Annotated in this window: 15 protein-coding genes; 5 read left to right on the top strand and 10 right to left on the bottom strand. The window is 45.2% G+C overall.

Annotated features, from left to right (window positions below):
- Positions 1-569: 569 nt before the first annotated feature.
- Entirely contained in the window at positions 570-1523 is a 954-nt protein-coding gene (locus QUB37_RS20210) for a hypothetical protein (protein ID WP_333165405.1), read from the top strand.
- Here the strand turns inward: QUB37_RS20210 and QUB37_RS20205 are convergent.
- On the bottom strand, positions 1491-2072 hold the full coding sequence (locus QUB37_RS20205) for a hypothetical protein (protein ID WP_333165402.1): 582 nt from the start codon (positions 2070-2072) through the stop codon (positions 1491-1493). The genes QUB37_RS20210 and QUB37_RS20205 overlap by 33 nt on opposite strands.
- 565 nt (positions 2073-2637) lie before the next feature.
- Here QUB37_RS20205 and QUB37_RS20200 point away from each other — a divergent pair.
- Positions 2638-3543 (top strand): alpha/beta hydrolase, encoded by a 906-nt coding sequence (locus tag QUB37_RS20200; RefSeq protein WP_333165400.1) that lies wholly within the window; start codon positions 2638-2640, stop codon positions 3541-3543.
- 160 nt (positions 3544-3703) lie between these two features.
- Here QUB37_RS20200 and QUB37_RS20195 read toward each other — a convergent pair whose 3' ends face one another.
- Positions 3704-4228, bottom strand: coding sequence for a DUF4330 domain-containing protein (locus QUB37_RS20195; protein WP_333165398.1), 525 nt, complete (start codon positions 4226-4228; stop codon positions 3704-3706).
- A 372-nt stretch (positions 4229-4600) separates the two neighbouring features.
- On the opposite strand from QUB37_RS20195, the gene QUB37_RS20190 reads away from it, so the two are divergent.
- Positions 4601-5452: a M48 family metallopeptidase gene (locus tag QUB37_RS20190; protein ID WP_333165395.1), complete on the top strand. Its 852-nt coding sequence runs from the start codon at positions 4601-4603 to the stop codon at positions 5450-5452.
- A 316-nt stretch (positions 5453-5768) separates the two neighbouring features.
- On the opposite strand, the gene QUB37_RS20185 is transcribed toward QUB37_RS20190, so the two are convergent.
- From QUB37_RS20185 to rfbF, 5 genes are all read right to left on the bottom strand, one after another.
- The gene (locus tag QUB37_RS20185) at positions 5769-6539 is read right to left on the bottom strand and encodes a metallophosphoesterase family protein (RefSeq protein WP_333165392.1); all 771 of its coding nucleotides are present in this window, start codon (positions 6537-6539) and stop codon (positions 5769-5771) included.
- Positions 6540-6865: 326 nt separating this feature from the next.
- Positions 6866-7612: a DUF1995 family protein gene (locus QUB37_RS20180; protein WP_333165390.1), complete on the bottom strand. Its 747-nt coding sequence runs from the start codon at positions 7610-7612 to the stop codon at positions 6866-6868.
- A 109-nt stretch (positions 7613-7721) separates the two neighbouring features.
- Positions 7722-8453, bottom strand: a complete 732-nt coding sequence (locus QUB37_RS20175) for a cyclase family protein (protein WP_333165388.1) — start codon at positions 8451-8453, stop codon at positions 7722-7724.
- Positions 8454-8537: 84 nt separating this feature from the next.
- A complete protein-coding gene (locus QUB37_RS20170; RefSeq protein WP_333165386.1) occupies positions 8538-9602 on the bottom strand; it encodes an acyl-CoA dehydrogenase family protein in 1065 nt (354 codons plus the stop codon).
- Positions 9603-9804: 202 nt separating this feature from the next.
- Entirely contained in the window at positions 9805-10581 is a 777-nt protein-coding gene (gene rfbF, locus QUB37_RS20165) for a glucose-1-phosphate cytidylyltransferase (protein ID WP_333165384.1), read from the bottom strand.
- Positions 10582-10947: 366 nt separating this feature from the next.
- On the opposite strand from rfbF, the gene QUB37_RS20160 reads away from it, so the two are divergent.
- Together QUB37_RS20160 and QUB37_RS20155 are read left to right on the top strand one after the other, a co-directional pair.
- On the top strand, positions 10948-11487 hold the full coding sequence (locus QUB37_RS20160) for an RNase A-like domain-containing protein (protein WP_333165382.1): 540 nt from the start codon (positions 10948-10950) through the stop codon (positions 11485-11487).
- Entirely contained in the window at positions 11484-11783 is a 300-nt protein-coding gene (locus tag QUB37_RS20155; RefSeq protein ID WP_333165379.1) for a contact-dependent growth inhibition system immunity protein, read from the top strand. Before QUB37_RS20160 ends, QUB37_RS20155 begins: the two co-directional genes overlap by 4 nt.
- A 95-nt stretch (positions 11784-11878) precedes the next feature.
- Here the strand turns inward: QUB37_RS20155 and QUB37_RS20150 are convergent, their stop codons facing one another.
- From QUB37_RS20150 to QUB37_RS20140, 3 genes are all read right to left on the bottom strand, one after another.
- Positions 11879-13168, bottom strand: coding sequence for a GH39 family glycosyl hydrolase (locus tag QUB37_RS20150; RefSeq protein WP_333165376.1), 1290 nt, complete (start codon positions 13166-13168; stop codon positions 11879-11881).
- A 112-nt stretch (positions 13169-13280) separates the two neighbouring features.
- Positions 13281-16787, bottom strand: coding sequence for a glycosyltransferase (locus tag QUB37_RS20145; protein ID WP_333165374.1), 3507 nt, complete (start codon positions 16785-16787; stop codon positions 13281-13283).
- Positions 16788-16914: 127 nt separating this feature from the next.
- On the bottom strand, positions 16915-19461 hold the full coding sequence (locus tag QUB37_RS20140; RefSeq protein WP_333165372.1) for a glycosyltransferase: 2547 nt from the start codon (positions 19459-19461) through the stop codon (positions 16915-16917).
- Positions 19462-19620: the final 159 nt, after the last annotated feature.

The raw sequence follows: 19620 nt of genomic DNA, 5'->3' as shown, positions 1-19620 counted from the left end.
GACTAATTATAAAATGGAACCGAAAAATAAAAAATAAAGGTAACTTAGTTAATGCAGTTTAGATGTCGAACAGCTTAAGAATGCTTCTGCTATTAATTATCAACCAATACTGTCTGGATTCTGGGTCCGCCCAGAGGCTGCCGTTCGTCCCGCTAGCGGTCAAGCTGAACCCACCCTCATCTGACATCGGGGTAGCAGCGAGAGCCCGGACCTGGGGGCAAAAGGCTAAATTTTCGTCGTGCATTTCTTGGCGGACGAATTGACTCACTCAAAATTCCCCTATTTTCTGAAGTTAAAAAAATTCGATTTTTTGCCATCCTGCCAACTCTGATCCCCCTTTGGCCTCAACAGTGATTCAGAAATATTCCCTGTTAACCTGTGGTGCTTTTCTCAACCATCTTCAATCGCTCTATTTTTGGTAAGGATTTCTCGGAATTCAGCGCAGTTGCGGTACTCGCCACGGGTTTGAATTTCGGGTATCATAGAGTCTTAGACTCTTGTTTACCGAGAATCTAAATCAGTGCTAAACAAGCCTGGATAACTTTAAGTTATTTTTCAAAAAAGTCAGTATGAATCAAGTTGAAAAAACTACAACTAAGCTGAATAGATCGCCTGTGAAAGTGTCCGATCGCACTTTGGAACTCGGTAATCTTCCCTTGAGCGACCTGTCTTTAGAAATAACTGATGGTCAAGCTTTGAGGGATTTGAGTTCGGACGATCGCCCGCCGGGAACCCCAACAGCCACAGGCCGGACTGCCGCAACAAGACGCCGGAGGGTAGATGGCAACAGCGATCGGGCCCGATCGCCTGTGGTTTCTACTGCGTTTCTCAAATGGCTGCTAGAGAGTTTGACTCGCTCAAAAGGTTGGCTGGGAATTGTCACCCTGGCAGCAGTTTGGGGGTGGTGGAACAGTCAGTTACTGTTTTCCACAGGCCTGGGGATAGCAGCAATGATGCTGGTTTACCGAGGGCAGTCGTGGGATTGGCAATTGCTGCGAGCCCAAGGCGAGCAATTTTGGGAGGGCCCGAACCGCCGATTCGTTTTAGCGGTGGGTACGGGCGGCATTGCTACCTTGGGCGCTTACATGAGTTTGGCGATTTGGGCGGACTCAAGCAGCCACTGGATGGCTTTGAGCCTGATTTTGCAGAATTTGGGGACGATCGCAATTGCAGGGCTGTTGCTGCGGCAAGGGTTGAGTCTGGGGGCGGCAAAAGATGAAGTGGCGCTCGATCGCATCTTGGCGGATTTGACTGATGCTGACCCCGTGAAGCGTTTGATTGCTGTGCGGCAAATGACCGATTTGGTGAATAAGGGTGGGTTTGGTCCTGTGAGTTCCGTCAAAAGTTCGTTAGCGAAGCCCTCGCAGAGGATCGCCCGTTCCCGCGCTGCCGAGTGCTTTCGCCTGATGCTGAGTCGGGAACCAGAAGCTTTAGTCCGCAATGCCCTTCTCGAAGGTTTGCAGACTTGGGATGCTACTTATGGCTTTGCTTTAAAATCCAAACATCAAGTCATCGACTATTAGCTGACCATCAAAAGCGTAAAAACTAATTCGATGAATATTCGGAGCTTTTACGCGCAGGGGAGTCCTAGGGGCGATCGGAGAATTAGACCCCACCAGATTGGGCGCCGGCATTTCATCCTGAACAATTGGGTTGCCGTCAATGTCACAAGCAGATAAAACTGTTCGTCGCGAACTGGTGACAAGTCCTGACACCCAGCGAACTGGATACTTAAAAGTTACTTCTATCAGTCCGCTTTTGGGGGCTCCCATTAACACTGTTGCCCCAGAACCCGTGAAAAATGCTGGGTTTGAAGGTTGGATGGCGACGGCATTGCTAAAAGTCACCCCCCAATGTCCAAACTGGTGTTCTACTACTTCAAAGCATTTCAACTCTTCTAAAGCTACGCGGACGATCGCAGGTACCGTCGTGGCGCGCGATCGCACATCTGAAGCCACGCCTGAGCGTTCTGGAGTGGCGACAAAAGACTTTTTGCCGTTTAAATCCATGCTTCGACAGGCTGTGTCAAACTCTGCCAACCCGTCAGATTGAAGACTTGTCGCATCAACCATAAAACCCTCGCGATCCCTTTTTCTGAGCAGTTGCATTTTAGTAGACCTCCCTGAGATTAGTTGTTTCTTGTGTTTTGGAATTGATAACGGTGAGGCCCGTGATTGCCAAACCTGCAATTAGGAATCGAAACCCCATTGCCCGCCCTCCAACAAAGACTTTCGACCTCAAAAGCCACTGCTCCGCAAAATATCGTGATTAATGATTTGTGATTGGCGAGCGTCGGCAAACCTGCCACCTGCCTGAAAGCGAGTTCTAATAGTCCTCCTTTCCGAGCGCCTGCTTTCGGGGTTGGCGAACAGACTCTATTTTGTTGAGGGGTCTTACCCATCATTTTGCTATTATCTCCGATCGGCGCTAGTTTGCAAGGGTAAGGATAACTACACAGCCGAATTGCCCAAATCGCAAAACTTACTTGCTGTCTGTAGTTTCACGCTTCACCTGTACTAAAATAGATTTAAATCATTACTCAATCTTTACAAAAACGCCACCAGCTTTGCAAGTTTTTTAAACAAAGACGGGGCGACGGAAAAGAATCTAAAATATAACAGCGATTAAGGTTAGTTTATGCTTGTACCCCTCGGCTTCGGTCAGCGATCAATAGTTACTTCTCTCGGCAGAATGGTTTACTACACTGCTGAAAAAATGCCTTGGATGGGGTTGCCGACCTCAACTTCGGAAAATAAGCCGAACTTAGTATTTTTTCACGGTTTTGGAGGCGGGTCGAGTGCCTACGAATGGTCGAAAGTTTATCCGGCTTTTGCTGCAGAATATCGAATTTTAGCACCGGATTTAATCGGTTGGGGGCGATCGGAACATCCGGCAAGAAATTATCAGGTGGAAGATTATATCACAACTTTGATCGAATTTATCGAAAAAACTTGCGGCAGTCCGACAGAGGTGATTGCTTCTTCGCTAACAGGGGCGATCGCGATTCGAGCTGCGATCGCACGGCCGGATCTCTTCAAATCCCTGATTTTGACCATACCCAGCGGTTTGTCAGATTTCGGACAAGATTATGGCAGCAGTTTCTTCGCTAAGCTAGTCAACACGCCGATTTTAGATCGCTTGCTCTACAGTACCGGAATCGCCACAGACGGCGGCATCCGTAGCTTCCTAGAACAACGCCAATTTGCCGATTCGCGTCGCGTTTACCAAGAAATTGTTGATGCTTACCTCGAATCTGCTTTGGAACCAAATGCAGAATATGCCGCCCTGTCTTTTGTGCGGGGAGATTTGTGCTTTGATTTGTCGCTGTACATCACTCAGCTAACAACGCCGACAGCGATTATTTGGGGAGAAAAATCGCAGTTTACCGGGCCCGATATCGGCCAGCGGTTGGCAAATCTCAACCCCGAAGCAATCAAAGTTTTTCAACCTCTGGAAAACGTAGGTTTGACTCCGCAGTTAGAAATTCCCGCTGTCACGATTGGCTTAATTAGGCAATACTTAAAATTGCTTTCGGAAGGGTGAAGAAGTTCGGCAACGGGTTCTGTAACGAATGTAACGGATGTAACGGATTTAACGGATTTAACGGATGTAAGGAAGAAGGAAGAAGGAATATGAATTCCCTCTTCCCCCTTCCCCATTAGCAATGACTAATGACTACTGACTACTGACTAATGACTACTAATTATTCTTTCACTCGCACGTCGATAACGCTGGCGTTGAAAATGTACTTGTTGCCTTCAAGCTCTAGCGTAGTGCCAATTTTGACTTTCGTATTACCTAAAACCGGGCCATTTTCAGTAAGTTGACCTTTTCCCTCTAAGGTAAACATCATATTTTTGCTGAACGCTTCTTCTTCTCGGGGATCGGGGAGAGCTTTCAGAGTGCCGTTGGGCTGAGGAACTGCTAGGGTTCTGGTGAGAGTTTTGACAGATTTGATGGTAATCTGACCGGAGGGTTGATTGCGGATCACCACATTGATTTTATCACCTGGTTTGAACAAATCTTGAACGTTTGTTCCTTTGAGACCGATCGCAATTGCATCAATCTCTACAGGTTTGATACTGGTGCCGACTTGGGCTACGGAACCGCCAGAAGTGCCGGGAAAGAAGAAGATTCCGACTGCAACTAGCAGTACGATCAGAGCGGCAGCTACGTCTAGAATGCTGAGTTTGCCGAACAGTCGGCCTTGAGAATCTAAAATTTTCATAATCGCCTATTATACTGATAGCGACAGGAGTATGTTTACAAGCTCAGGACTTACGCAGACATCAATGAAAAACAGATGCTGCTATTGCTGAGCTACCGCTGGCAATGACATACTTTATTGATTCGTAAGTCATGAAGCTAAAAGATATTACCACAACGATCGCCCAAAATCCGCATGACTGGGGCACTTAACCCAGAAGGCAGTTGACGGCGGTTGGTTGGCCGACAGGCCGATCGCCCATAAGCTGGTGGCGCCGTTAAAAATTGACAAAAAGCTAGAATAGCAACTAAGCAGCCTCAAATTACGTCTGCCTATTTAGTGACTTTTCGAGTATTTCCTCAAATTTTATCTAACTTCTCCCACGTATCAATCATGTTAAAAAGTTTTTGGTTGACTTGCCGGCGTACTTGTGGCCGGGGGATTTATCTGTTTCTATCCCTGATTGTGGCTGCAGGTATCGGGCTGGTTTCCCCGGAACCGACTCAAGCATTTTCTTTGCCTGAACTGATTTTTCGGGGCATCCAAGTTATTCAATTGTCGAATATGTCCGATCGCCAAGAGGTGACTATTGGCCAACAAATTAATCAGCAGTTAACGAACAGCGAGTTTAAGATTGACCGTGATCGGGACACTACAGAATATATCAACCGCATCGGTCAGCGGCTCGCTCAAGAAAGCACTCGCCCCGATATTCCTTATACTTTTCAAGTGATTGACGACGACAATATTAATGCTTTTGCAACTATGGGCGGTTTTGTTTATGTGAATAAAGGTTTGATGGCGGCGGCGGACAATGAGGCAGAATTGGCAAGTGTGATCGCCCACGAAATAGCTCACATTAATGCTCGCCACGCGATTAAACAAATGCGTCAAATGGCCATCGCTTCAGGTGTAGCTTCGGCGACAGGGCTCGATCGATCTCAGGCGGTTCAGATTGGAGTGGAATTGGCTTTGCGGCGCCCCCACAGTCGCCAAGCTGAGTATGAAGCAGATCAGTTGGGATTGCAAACTATGGGGCGAGCGGGCTACGCTCAATCTGGGATGGTAGATTTTATGAAAAAGTTGCTCAACAAGCCTTCTCCTCCTAGCATTTTGAGCACTCACCCGGCTACTGCCGATCGTATTGCTGCTATTTCACAGGCTATAGATCCGGATCTTGCTAGCGGTGAAGGTTTGAATAATGAGGATTACAGGCTAGAAATCCGCAGGCTTTTGGGCTCGTAGAAATTCTCAATCTGTCAGGGGACTCTATTGTTTTCTCTTCTATTTTCTTCTCTTTTATTACTTCGCGCTCCTCGCGTCTTCGCGGTTCGTTAAAAAATAAATCCAGTTATATCATGTCCCATGGATTAACCATAATAGCCCGGTCGGGGCGGGTTTTTGAGATTGTCAATTATTGGCACGTATTGTTGGTGAACCCGCCCTACAAAAATCGCGGTTCCTCCACCGGACATGATATTACTAGGGTACGTCAGAAGCAGGTTAATTTCGATTTAAGAGATCGGACTTAAGCGGACATACCCTAAAACTACAAATTGATTTAACACTGCTGTTGAACAACAGAATCGATCGCAGCTTGGGGGGGTGGAATCGGCTGCGGCTTCAATTGCCGGACAACTTCGTCAAAGGGCAAAATTCGGACTTGATTGTTAAATACATTTACTTGATAAACTCTGCGGTAGCTGAGGTCAAATCCTGTCAGCCAGCCGCTTTTGGGATGATAAGCACCCGTGTCAATATCCAACCACCCTTCGCCCCTGACTAATTCGCCCGGTCTGACCCCATGAAAGGTAAAGGTGATCGTGTGACCGGTGATAATTAATTTATTGGGAAAATAGGGTTTCGACATGGTGTGAAATTCCCTGCGAATCCAACACAGTTGTTCGATCGACTGTTCATCGATCGACAGATGGGGGTCAACGCCGGCGTGAACCAGCCAGATGTCCCCTAAGTCCAGGTGCGTGGGGAGCGATCGCAGCCACTCTAAGTGTTTGTACGGCATCATCCCTGTATCTCTGTAGCTCGCTACTGTCGCATCGCCGCCACTGTAGAGCCAAGATTGCCACGCTCGCATATCCATCGGCGTCCCCGACAAAGCCTCCAGCATCAGTTGTTCGTGGTTGCCCAACAGAGTTTGGTAGGGGCTTTGCTGCACAAAATCTAAGACCTGAGCGCTTTTGGGGCCACGATCGATTAAGTCTCCTAAAAAATAGACGCGATCGTTCGAGCTGGGGGCAAGTGCCTCTAGCAGGGTCATTAAGCCGTCGTAATGCCCGTGTACGTCCCCGATAACAATGCGCCGATGCTCCATTGTGTTTATCCGCTTCCCTGACTCAAAAGCCCCATATCTAGCTTATAGCATCTGATTTTGCTGCTATTTGCCTCCCCTCTTTTACCGTGGAGGGGTGTCACCCATTATAGTGCTTTGTATAAAGATTCTGTAAAGCTCGCCAGTACCTGTTTGCGTAGCTACTGATAGAAACACAGGCAAGCTGTTAATTGTGGTTCTGCCACTGCTGTTACTGAGGCAAAGCTTTGAGTTATTTCACGCTTTAGGGTGCATCAGCGATTAGCCGACGGATTAAGTCGAAAATAATCCTTGACACACCCTAAAATACGATCGAGCCTTAACGATTGTTACTGAGTCAAAGCTTTGAGGAATGTCTGGAGTTCTGCCAAAAAACCTTTCTTTTTTAGAGCTTTTGCAGGTGTGGTGGAGTCAGGATCGGCGCTTGGGAGAGAAGCGGCTAAAATCCGCTCTAAATCGTCTCCGACTGGTTTGTGGGCGGTTTCAGAAATTAGTTCGTATTCGTCGTTTGTTTCCAGCCACACTTGCCAGGATTGGGGGTAGCAGCGGAATAAAGCAGCAGTGTCTAAGGGTCTGATATAGTAGCAGGATTCAATTTTGCTGAGGAATCGATCGCGCAATTGGCGACCCGCATAGCCTATACCTATAGTGGCAACGTCTTCGAGGCGCGGGTTGAGTAGAATTACTGGGCGACCGGCCGCAGCTATATAAATTTTTTCGACTTGGGCCACTTCTACGGCTGCTGGATTGATCAAAAGGAAAAGTTGATCTTCCGGTGATATTTTATCTTCAACAGGGGTGCGACTGCTACCCAAATCAGTGACTTTAAACGGTGTTTCTCCCCAGTCGCGGCGCGCGAGGGCAGCCGCACCGGTGTCGGGAAAAAAGACTTTTACTCCGGGGTAGATTTCCTCAAATTCTGGGAGGAATTGTAGGGTGATAGACTGTGCTTGCAGGGCGATTTCTGGAAATACTAATTCGACTTGCAGTAGATTTTTGCCGTCCGAGAGGGCAGCGGCGGTGGCAATGCGGGATTGGCCGATCGCCTCGTTGAGATCCTTGGGCAGTTCTGTCATTAATCTAATTATTTTTACTCGACTTCTCTCAATGTAATTTTACCTGAGATATTGCACCATTCTCAATTACCTATTCTTGAGCATGGTACAAGATGTAAGTTTTACCGTCTCAAGCAACAAAAGCTAACACCGACACGGGCGAACCGGAACCTCCCAAAAGGCGTAATATTCCGATAACTAAAGTGATTTCAGCCGTAGGTAACAAGTCGAGATTTGCCAGATTTTCCAGCACTATTCGCTGCTTTTCCAATACCAATCTGTTAACCGCAAAACTTTCATCTTGCCCGGTATCGACTCCGTGGGTGTCGGTTCCAATTCCCGCGATAGAGCGTTCTTCTAGCAAAAATTGAGTTGCTGCTTTGCCAAATCCGGGAAAGTGGCAAATCCCGCGATCATCTTCGTTGAAAAATGCTTTCTCGTCATCCCATTTTTCTTGCCACCCAGTATACAATAAAACTAGATTTCCCGGTTCTATAAGTTTGTGCTGCCGTTCCCAAGTCAATATATCATCAATTGTTAAAGTGTAGTCGGGATTGGCAAGACTTTGCTCTCGGATGTCGATCGCAATTGCCGGCACAACGAGCGACTGCGGGGAATAATTATCAATGCTGGCGCCTCCTACATAAAAGCTGTTGGGTGCGTTGATGTGAGTGCCACTGTGTTCTCCCATTGAGAATTTCCGCAGGAAATAGCCGTTTTTTTCTATTTGAGCGACTGTGGTAATTTCTGTCGCTGGATCTCCTGGCCAAATGGGAATATTCGGGTGAATTGCATGGGTTAAGTCTACAATTGTGCTATAGGCGATCGTTTTTAAGTTATTGGACTTAAAGTTGTTTGTCATCAGGTTAAATATATCTATTATTTATTAAACACAGTTGAGTTTTTGACCTTCTGCGATGTAAATCTAAAATCTAAAATCTAAAATCTAAAATTCGATTAGTCGATCGAGCGTTGCTTCCATCACATCCTTGGTTTGCCCGGAAACAGTATACACCAAAGCTTCTCGATAAACTCTCCCGGCCGGGTGTAGCGTACCGTTAGCAGCACCGCTAGAAACTGCAACCGCAGCGTGCCCGCAACGCACCGCTAAATCAATGGCTTGAGCTCGCAGCGCTAATTGTTCTGCTTTCGAGCTATGTTGAGATTGTGGGAAATTCTGTTTTAGCCGATCGAGCTTTTGCTCCAGTTTTTGACAAGCCGCCGTTATAAAAGGTGAATTCTTAGCAGCCGCCGCTGCTGCAATTACATCCAATCCCGCTCGAATACAACCAAAATTACCCGGAACAAAATTCAGTATATTTTTGGTGTCGTTTTCCGAAATCCAGCCGACAGGTTTAACTGAAATTATTTTCGATTCATGCAGCAACCAATTATCGAGAGTTACTGTCACAGTATTAGTCGAGTTCATGGCGATTAACTGCATGATTTCGCTACAAGCTATTTTACCAGATTCGCGTTCAATATTGGCAAAAGGCACTAAACCGAAAACAGCGCGTTCGTCAGGAAGTACCGCCGCTACAATAAACTTTTGAAACAAGCCAAAACCTGTTACCCAAGGAACTTTTCCTGACAATAAATAACCCGCTTTTGTGGGAGTTGCGGTGACGGCCGGATTGCCCGATCGCCTCAAATGCGAAAACCCAATACCCAAGCGTAACTCTTTTTGGGCGATCGCGGGCAAGTATCTGCTTTTTAACATTTCATTGTCGCTGTTGGCAATCATCGCAGTTGCGCTGTGGTGCTGAGTTTGCAGGAAAGACAAAGCGCCGGAATATCGAGCCGTCAATTCCTGATATTTGTAAAAAATCTCCGGTGCAACTTCGACACCGCCCCATTTTTTGGGAACTCGCAACGCTAAGAGCGATCGATCTTCCAATCCCGCAACTGCTGTTTTCAGCGCTTCCGAGTCGCTGTCGATAATTTCCGCGTAGGGTGAAACGCACTTTTGCAGGTAAGTTTCTGTGTAGTAAAGAATATCTTGAAATTCCATTTTTTATGATAATTTTCTAGTTGTTTTTACCATTACTTTGGAAAGTTTCATTACCCACGCATAGGTAGCGAGAAACCCAGTTATTACGATTTTTGTGGCGAATCACGAGACATCTACGAAAACACCGGGTTTCTGAGATAATTTTATAGTTATTTTTATTCAAAGTTCTATGGGGGGCAGAAAAATCCGCCCCTAAACTAACTCATTCCCAAACTTTCCAAGGAGCCTTCCCTTCATCCCAAAGCTCGTTTAAATACTTGTATTCTCGAAAAGTATCCATCGCAAAGAAGAAGCCCTCATGACGGTAAGCCATCAACTGTCCGTCTGCCGCCAAACGCTGCATCGGCTCTTGTTCTAAAATACAATCATCTCCCCCCAAATACTCAAATACCCGGCGGTTAAATATCATATATCCAACACTGATCCAGCCATCTATTTGAGGTTTCTCCGAAAATTGTACTACGCGGCTATCGCTGTCTACATCCAAAATCCCAAAGCGAGAAATCGGGCGAAATGTAGTGACAGTTGCCAGCTTACCGTGAGACTTGTGAAAATCCATCAAGGCGTCAATATCGACATCAGCAACTCCATCGCCGTATGTCACCATGAAATTATCGTGATCGATATATTTTTCTATCCGTTTTACCCGCCCTCCCGTCATGCTTGCCGCGCCAGTTTCAGCCAGGGTAACATTAAAATCTTGTTCGAGATGTTCCTCATGATAAGTGATGGTATTTTGGCGTCCCAGACAGATAGTAAAGTCATTGTTCATGGCTTCATAATTGAGGAAATATTCTTTAATCATGTTGCCGCGATAGCCCAAGCACACAATAAATTTTTGGAAACCGTAGTGTGCATAGATTTTCATGATGTGCCAAATAATCGGATGCCCCCCCACCTCAACTAAGGGTTTGGGACGAAATTCTGTTTCTTCTCTGAGACGGGTACCGAGACCACCTGCTAGGATAACTACTTGCATTTGTTCAATTTTTTAAAGATGATCAATTAATTTATCATCAATCATCAGTGATTTAGTCAAAGAATTATTAACTTTTTCTCATAGTGAGTGAAGCTTTGTAAACCACAGAAATCACGAACTATTCTCAATAATCGTAGGCTGGGGGCCCAGCACCCTATATTTACGTCTATTTATGAATAATCGTAGGCTGGGCGCCCAGAACCATGTATTTAAATATTGCGCGCAATTTCTAACTAACAGTAGGGGGCGCACTGCACACCATCTATTTAAATGCTGCGCGTAATTTCTAACTTACGAATGGTAGATTAGGAAATAGACAAAAAAAGCCAACACCCCTATTAAATATAATAAAGACATTCAACAGCAATGAAAAATCAACTCGATAGCATAAAAAAGTTTTTAGGTATCCTATGCGCGATCGCCTCAATAATTATATTATTCCAATCGGCAATACCTGGTGTTTACGCCACGGTTGTTGCACCGAAAATCTCAACGATACCACAAACCACCGTAGCTTTTGTACCCAAAATACCGGGCGGCGGATTAGACTTTCACGAAGCCGCAGGAGGACACACTTTAGAGAGACACGTTGGTAAAACAGAAGCACAACTAGCACAGCGACTCGCAAGCGAAACGAGAATTTCTGCCGCATCTTCTTTTACTGACCGTTCCGTCGCCGAAGTGGCTATTGCAGAAGCAATGAACAGAAATCAAAGTGCGATCGACTCCTGGGTGAAAAGTCGAGGCAATCGTTATACGATCGACTACAATGCCAACAGAATAATTGGCATTACTCTGCGTCGCCGCGCATCCAAAGCAACTTCAACATCTCGCCTGAGAATCATCCTTCAGCGCAGCGCCAAATTACCTCCCGGATACTTTATTCTCACAGCCTATCCCCAATGATCAATCAATTTCCTCATTTAACCCAATTTTTCAGTTCCTACTTTCACCAAGACTGGCCGTTAGAAGCTGACACTCCCAGCGATGTAGTGAACAACTACCGCAGCAGCGAACCTGCAGCAAGTGTTGAAGCTGCATCGCAAGAGCTCAGCAAACTGCTCGAAATGCCGATCGCCCCAGCCGATTTAGAAGCATTCATCATTGATGAATTAGGGTGTTACTACGACCCACAATCCGAAAATCAAACAGTCAGAGAATGGTTGGAATCTGTGCAAAAATCTTTAAAAAATCTCAGCTAAAGTTTATATATTTGTAAGAAAACGGCTATATATTTGTAAGGACACGGCACTGCCGTGTCCCTACAATTTGTTCACAATTTAATAGGGTAGCTAGCTCACTTGCTAACAGTCAATAAGTAGCCTTCGTGGACGTTGAAATTAGGGATAACATAAGCCAAGCTGCCGCTACCCACCGAAAAACTTTCTTCTTTAACTGTGACAAGCTGTGGCACGGCTCCTTCTTGATTGTTGGGAATTTTTTCTAATTTTAGAGTGATTTTCTGACCTCTTTGAATACCTAGCTGCTCCAAATTGCCGAGGGTTAATGTTACCGTTGTTGCTGAGGAAAAATTGGGGTCGAAATAACCTAAAAGTATCTGTGCTTTACCTTCAGGATTTGACTTGCTGGCTAAAGCGACAAGGCGATTGTTATTTGACCAACTCCGCACCCGCGAATTAACTCCGTCAGCATAAGCTTTGTAAGCCCACCAAGCTGCTCTTGGTTCAAAAGTATTAGGCGTGACCATCCCACTCAGCGTATTGTTGAAGCAATTGCTAACTTTATTTGGCCCTTTAGCATCCCAACAAGCTCTGCAAGCACCGTCAGCTTTTGCATACTCTAAGTTATACAAATAACCTAAGATTTCTCCCGGCTGGTACTGCGCTAAGTTCCCGACAATTTCGTTGACGTAAATTTTTTGCAATTTCAGTTCCTTGTAAGAGGGACTTTGCTGAAAATTGCGTTTAGCATCAATTACATGGTCGTCAACAAATAAGATCATGGTATCGTTGAGTTCGTGCCATGAGAGGAAATTTACTTCGAGTTTGTTCGCTTTGCAGTAATCCAAAAAAGCGGCGAGATATCCTTTGTTGTAGTTGGTAATGCTCGGTCCGCCAATCATTGCTGACGGCCCCAATTCTTCTCGCAAAATTTTGTAAGCTCTTTTGTAGGTTTCAAAGAATTGTTCTCTGCTTCCATTCCAAAACGGATTTTTTAAATCGGGTTCATTCCATACATCCCAAATAATTTTCTTGCCTTTATTTTGCTGCGCTAACTGTCGGATGAATGCTTCCCACGCAGGGTAGTTTTGATAGGGCCAGCCATTGGGATTAGTACCGTAGCCCCACAAGTCGCTAACTACTAACTGAAACTCGGCTCCGCTGGCGATTATGCGATCGTAAATATCGAGTCTCCCCGCCCGCCAAAGTTTGGGCTGCAAGGGTTTGATAGAAATATCCGGCGGTTTTGTGGTGTCGATTCCGTGCAGGATGCCGCTCATGGAAATTGTACCGGTGGCTGGCTGTCCAAAATCTACTGTAACGTTCGATCGCAGTTGGGCGATCGCTCTTGGCTGTCCCCAATAGGCTATTAACAGAACAGTGACAATAGCTAAACAAATTGTCATCAGTTTATTAATACGTGGGAATTTGAATGTAAATTGCATATCTTTTGTTTGGTTGATGTTTTGTGGAATGGGCCGGAGATCCCGTTCCTAAGAATGCTGCAAGAACTCAGTTTTAACGAACCGATGAAAACACTTCAAAACCCTGTATGGATTCTATCACTTGTTGCCACGATCGGGAGTTGATCAGCTCGTTGGTATCGAAATTAACTCCTTTTTCGACAGCAAAAATACCAAAGTTTTTCACCCAATCAAAGATAGTTTCTGTGGTAAAATAAGGCGTGCAAGCCCAAGCTGATTGCAAATTACTCGCCATCTCGGACATATGTCCCCGATCGTAAGCCTCCCAAGCTTTCCACACTAAATAATAGTATTTCACCAGGCTATCCACTTCTTGTACCTGCTTTTTTAGTTTCGGACTAATAGAGAAACTGTCGCTCTCATCCTCACTTACAAATGCCTGTTCAATTATTTCTCCATATTCCCGAAGCATCCGTTCTTCTTTGAAGAGTTCTTGAGCTCGCGCTTTGCACGCTTGTCCTGCAAGTCTACGCGATTCGGGATTTTCTGCCCATATTTCCACGGTTTCTAGCAACTCTTTTACTGTTCCTTCTGGGTCGATTGTAGGATCGGGGAGCAACTTTCCCGTATCTCCCAATTCTTCAGGAATCCCGCTGACTGCTGTGGCAATTATCGGCAATCCTTTCGCCATTGCTTCCATAATTGCTAGCGGCATTCCTTCTGCTTGGGAAGATAAAATAAAGATGTCGCTGGCGTCTAGCCAATCGGCAATATCCCAGCGCTGTCCTAAGAATTTAACCTGTTCTTCTACTCCCAATTTGCTCACAGTTGCTCTTAGTTCAGGTTCCAGATTGTCGTGAGTAGTAGACCCAGGCCCGGCCCAAACAAAGTAAATTTGGGGCCAAACTAGACGATTTTTCAATTGGGCGATCGCCTGCAATTGATACTGATATCCTTTAATTGGAGTCAATCTCGCCGCCGTAAAACAAACGATAGCATTTTCGGGGATTCCTTGTTCTTGACGCAGGCGTTGGCGAGTGGAAAGATTCGGCGGCTCAAAATAACTATTTGGTCTGCCATAATAGATTACTTTCCCCCGTTCTAGACGCGCTTTAAATAAACTTTGGAACAAGTTTAAATTCTCGTGGGAAACTGCTACTGCTGCTTTGGCTACCATGTACTGGTAGGCAACTGCATCGAAATAGGGAATTTGATCGCCGCGATCGAAGGTTGCATAATTGCGATTGATATAACCCAGACTGATTATGTACGGTATACTTTGCTCGATCGCAACTTGTTTCGCTGCAAAGTTAGCCATCGGCCAGCCGTCACTAAATATAATTAAATCCGGTTGAGCCTGGGCGTAAATTTTTTTAGCATCATCCAAATTGTAAGCTATTCGCAAAAACTCTTTCATCGTGTCGAACTCTAGCCAAATATGTTCGATACCTAGCTGTTTTTGTTCGGTAATTAAAGGGTTAGAAGCTTGACTTTGAACGCTGGTTACTCGGTAGCCATCGGCAGCTAATTTACACATCAGCGAGTGGTTAAACTGAGCCAATCCGCCGACTCCTGAGTCTTCTGTGTACAGGAGTACGTGCTGTCTTAGCTGCCGAGAAGTCGAACGGGGAGCCGATTGAAACTGATAAGGATTGTTCGCTGCGATCGCCACTATGTCTTGCCATTCCTGTAAATTGGTTAAGGCATAGGCATCAAAGTTGTAGCCGTACTGTTCCGAAACCCCCTTAAAAGTTTCCAACCAATTAAAAACAGTTTCAGTACCTGTAAAAGGAGTGTAATGCAGAGATTTTTCCAGACTTTCGACCATTTCTGGCAAATATCCGTCGCGGTACATCCGCCATGCTATCCATACGCAACACTTGTAACGTTCCGCGCGTTTCAAGTCGCGGATGTGCTGAGGTAAATCTGGTCGCGCGAAAAATTGCTCCATCAAAATTTCCGTATTTTTCATTAATTTGGAGCCGTTAGACATGATATTGCTGTCGTGCTGACGATAGCAGGTTAATATCTCTTTTAACCAAACTGACTTGCAGCCTTTTAAAGCTAAACGTAGCACAAAATCTAAATCTTCGGTTGGCGGCAAGCGATGATCGAAACCGCCCAACCGTTCCCACCATTCTCGCCGCAGCATCATGGCGCTGGGACGCACGGATTTGTACAAAACAAAACTTTCTAAATCTAATTTGGGTGCTTCTTCCCAAGGCTTTACTCCATAGATGCCTTCGTCGTTTTTGTCAACAATAACCCAACCTGTTTGCACCATATCTAATGTGGGGTCAGCGTCAAAGCAAGCTACTTGTTTTTCTAGTTTTTCTGGTAAGAAGAAGTCGTCAGCATCTAGAAAAGCTAAAAATTCCCCTTTTGCTAACTTACAAGCATGATTTCGAGCAATTGCTGCTCCTTGGTTATCTTGATAAACGTACTTAATTAAATCGAGGTAAGGTGACAAAACTTGGCGAGTGTTGTCGGTTGAGCCGTCGTCTACGACGATAATTTCCCAGTTTTGATAAGTCTGGCCCAGAACACTCTCTACGGATTTGACAATGTAGCGATCGCAGTTGTAAGCCGGGATGATGACACTGACGCGCACTTTTTTGGGAGTGATGATACTAGCCATTAACTGTTTCCATGCTGGTATTTTTCTGAGAGCAATGCCATCAATTGGGCAGCCGTAGGTGTTAGAAATTCCGGTAAGGCGCTTTACCCAATCTATTATAGTTAGTGTCAGCGAGGACGGGGTATAATCTAAAGATTTTTGCAAATAGTCAGTCATTTCTGCCGGATAGCCGCTGTAGTAAAGTTGCCACGCCATCCATGTCAGAGCTTCATACAACGCCTGCTTTTCTAATTGGCGGATGTCCTCTGGTAAGTCGGCTCTACTGAAGAAATTTTGCTTTAATTTAATACAAAGGTTTGCCTGTTTTATCGCTCTCTGGATGGACACATTTTGCCCGTGCTGGCGGTAGCATACTGTCACTTGAGGCAACCAAACAGCTTCGCACCCAGATAGTGATAAACGCACAATTAAGTCGGCATCGTCTACTGAATCATACTGAGAATCAAAGCCACCGACTCGTTCTAGCCACTGCCGCGAAAACATCATGGCGCTGGGAAGTAGGGGCATATAAACAATCCAGGTTTTTAAGTCTAGCTGAGGCAAGTATTCCCAGGGTGTGACATCGAAAATACTTTCGCCTTGCTCTTTAACCATTCGCCAGCCACTATTAACAATTCCTAGTGATGGCTGAGCGTCAAATAACGCAACTTGTCCAGCTAACTTATCGGACAAGAAAAAGTCATCTTGATCTAAAAAAGCAATTAATTCACCTCGGGATTCCTGAATTCCTCGGTTGCGAGCAGCAGCTACTCCTTGGTTTTCCTGATAAACATAGCGAATTTTGTCAAAATAAGGCTGCAATGCTTGGCGGGTGTCGTCGGTTGAGCCGTCGTCTATGACGATAATTTCCCAGTTTTTATAGGTTTGGCTGATGACGCTTTCTACCGCTTGCGCTATGTAGCGAGATCCATTATATGCTGGAATAATTACACTTACTCGCGGTGTCGGATTTGCTATTGACATGAATTTTATCGGTGATAAGGAAGGGTTCGGCAACGGATTCTGAAACGGATGTAACGGAGGTCAGGAAGAAGGAAGATCCAATTATACTGCTGACACAAATTATAGTTTGAAAGGTAAATCTGGTATTTTAGCGTGCATAAAAGACAGATTCAACACCCTGTACTTCCTCGACTAATTGTTGCCATTCAGCAGAATTAATTAGAGAATATGTATCTAAATGATGCCCTTTTGCTGAGGAAAAATTGCCAAAATATTCCACCCAGTTTAACAGTGTTTCTGTAGTCAAAAAAGGTGTGTACTTCAAAGATTTTTGAAGCCACTTCTGCATTCCGCTTAGATCTTCTTGACAGTAAGCCTGCCAAGCATTCCACACTAAAGAGCTGTAGTTCACCCGGCTTTCTATTTTCGCCATTGACCTCTGCACCTCTTTTTGAGTAACAAATGGATCTGTTTGGCGATCGCAAAGTAAAGCTTTTTCGATCGCCTCCATCGACTCTGCCAACATCCGTTCCTCTTTAAACACTTGCTCGGCCCGCTGCTTGCAAGCTTGACCGATTTGATGCCGTAATTCTGGATTCATCGCCCAAGCTTCTATAGTTTTCGCCAATTCCCTCGCGGTTCCTTCTGGATCGGTATTCGGATCGGGCAACAATTTCCCCGTATCGCCAAGCCCTTCAGGAATGCCGCCCACAGCCGTTGCAACTACCGGCAATCCCTTCGCCATCGCTTCCATAACTGCAAGAGAAGGTGCTGCATCTGCCACAGAAGTCAAAATGAATATGTCGCTAGCATCCAGCCAATCTAGGATATCCCAGCGCTGTCCGATCGACTTCACGCGATCGCTCACCCCTAACTCTTTAATAGTTTCCCTCAATTCTATTTCTACATTGTCAGCGCTTCCCTCACCACTTCCTGCCCACACAAAATACAGTTTAGACCACACAGGAGACTGCTGCAACTGCTTGATTGCTTCAATCTGATATCGATGCCCTTTAATCGATGCCAATCGAGCAGATGTGAAACATACAATCGCATCTTCAGGAATTTTTATTTCTTGTCGCAGGCGTTGACGAGCCGCAGCATTAGGAGGTGCAAAATATTTGGGAGAACGCCCCAAGTAAATTACTTGTCCTCGCTCTTTTGGCAACTTGAAATGTTGGCACAATAAATTCAAATGTTCGTAAGCGCCAACAATCAATGCTCTAGCTTGCAGGCAGTGGTAGAGCACTCCTTCCGCATAAGGCACTACATCCCCGCAGGCAAAAGTTGCGTGTTCTGGCATAACTAACCCAATCACCATCATGTATGGTATTCCCATTTCAATAACTACCTGTTTAGCAGCAAAATTGGAAAATGGCCAACCATCGCTAAAAATAATCATATCCGGTTGATTGCTAGCAAAAAGCTCTCGTGCATCCTGAGTATTTCTTAACACCCGCTGTAAATTTTTATGTCCGCTAAAATCCAGCCACAAATGCTCTATACCTAACTCTCGTTCTCGCTCCAGCAAGGGGCTAGAATGTTTGGTTTGCACGCAAGTGACTCGATATCCTAATAGGGCTAACTGACAAAGAATGGCATGATTGTATTGCGCTAATCCTCCCACGCCCGGATCGTCGGTGTTGTAGAGTAAAATATGGGCTTGCGCTTTTGAAGGTGTGGGAAGAATAGGACTCTGTTGAGATGGGAGTGGATTAGTCATCACCATCAAAATTATCTCTTGCCATTGGGCTAATTGACTCAACGAATAAGCGTCAAAATTTTCACCATATTCTTCAGAAGCCATCTGAAAACTTTCTAGCCAATTCAAAACTGTTTTTGTGGGCGAAAAAGGCGTATATTGCAATGACTTTTCTAAACACTGGGCCATCTCTGCTAGATGGCCGTCGCGATACATCCGCCATGCCAGCCATTTTAAGCATTGATAGCGTTCCGGGTTTTTTAACTGCCGGATTGACTGAGGCAAATCGGGTCGAGCGAAGAATTTTTTCATCACAATTTCTATATTCTTCATTACGCGAAAACCGCTTGACATGAGATTAGAATTGTGCTGGCGGTAACAGGTAAGTGTTTCTTCTAACCAAACTGCTTTGCACCCCTTTAAAGCCAAACGCAAGGCAAAGTCTAAATCTTCTGCTAGTGGCAACTGAGAATCGAAACCGCCCAATTTTTCCCACCACTTTCGGCGCAGCATCATCGCACTCGGTCGCACGCATTTATATAGAATAAAGCTTTCTAAATCTAATTTAGACGCTTGCTGCCAAGGCTTGACAGCAGAAATCTCTCGCTCGGTTTCATCGACGATCAGCCAACCTGTTTGCACCATATCTAAGGTGGGGTCAGCGTCAAAGCAAGCTAGTTGTTTCTCTAGCTTGGATGATAGGAAATAGTCATCGGCATCTAGAAATGCCAAAAACTCGCCTTGCGCTAGTTGGCAAGCAATATTTCGGGCGGCTGCTACTCCTTGGTTTTCCTGATATATGTAGCGAATTCTGTCAAGATAAGGCTGTAATACTTGCTGCGTGCTATCTGTCGAACCGTCATCTACAACAATAATCTCCAAATTAGTAAAAGTTTGACCTAGGGCGCTTTCAACCGCTTGCACGATGTAGCGAGATCCATTATATGCTGGTATAATTACGCTGATTAGCGGTGTTTGATTGACTGTTGACATTATTTAGCTCGCTGTTAACCTATGATTATCTAGTTTAGATTAATGTGGCGGACATTCAGCATTATTTTGTGTTCAGTAGATCTACTTACAAAAACTTGAACTTTGGCAAAGTGTAGCATATAATTTTACATGGAATGATTACTCAAAAGGAAAATAAAA

Source organism: Microcoleus sp. AT3-A2 (assembly GCF_036705685.1).
In the GTDB taxonomy this organism is placed as follows: Bacteria; Cyanobacteriota; Cyanobacteriia; order Cyanobacteriales; family Microcoleaceae; genus Microcoleus.
The sequence above is the reverse complement of the archived record's forward strand: the minus strand, read 5'-3'. Positions and strand labels throughout refer to the sequence as shown.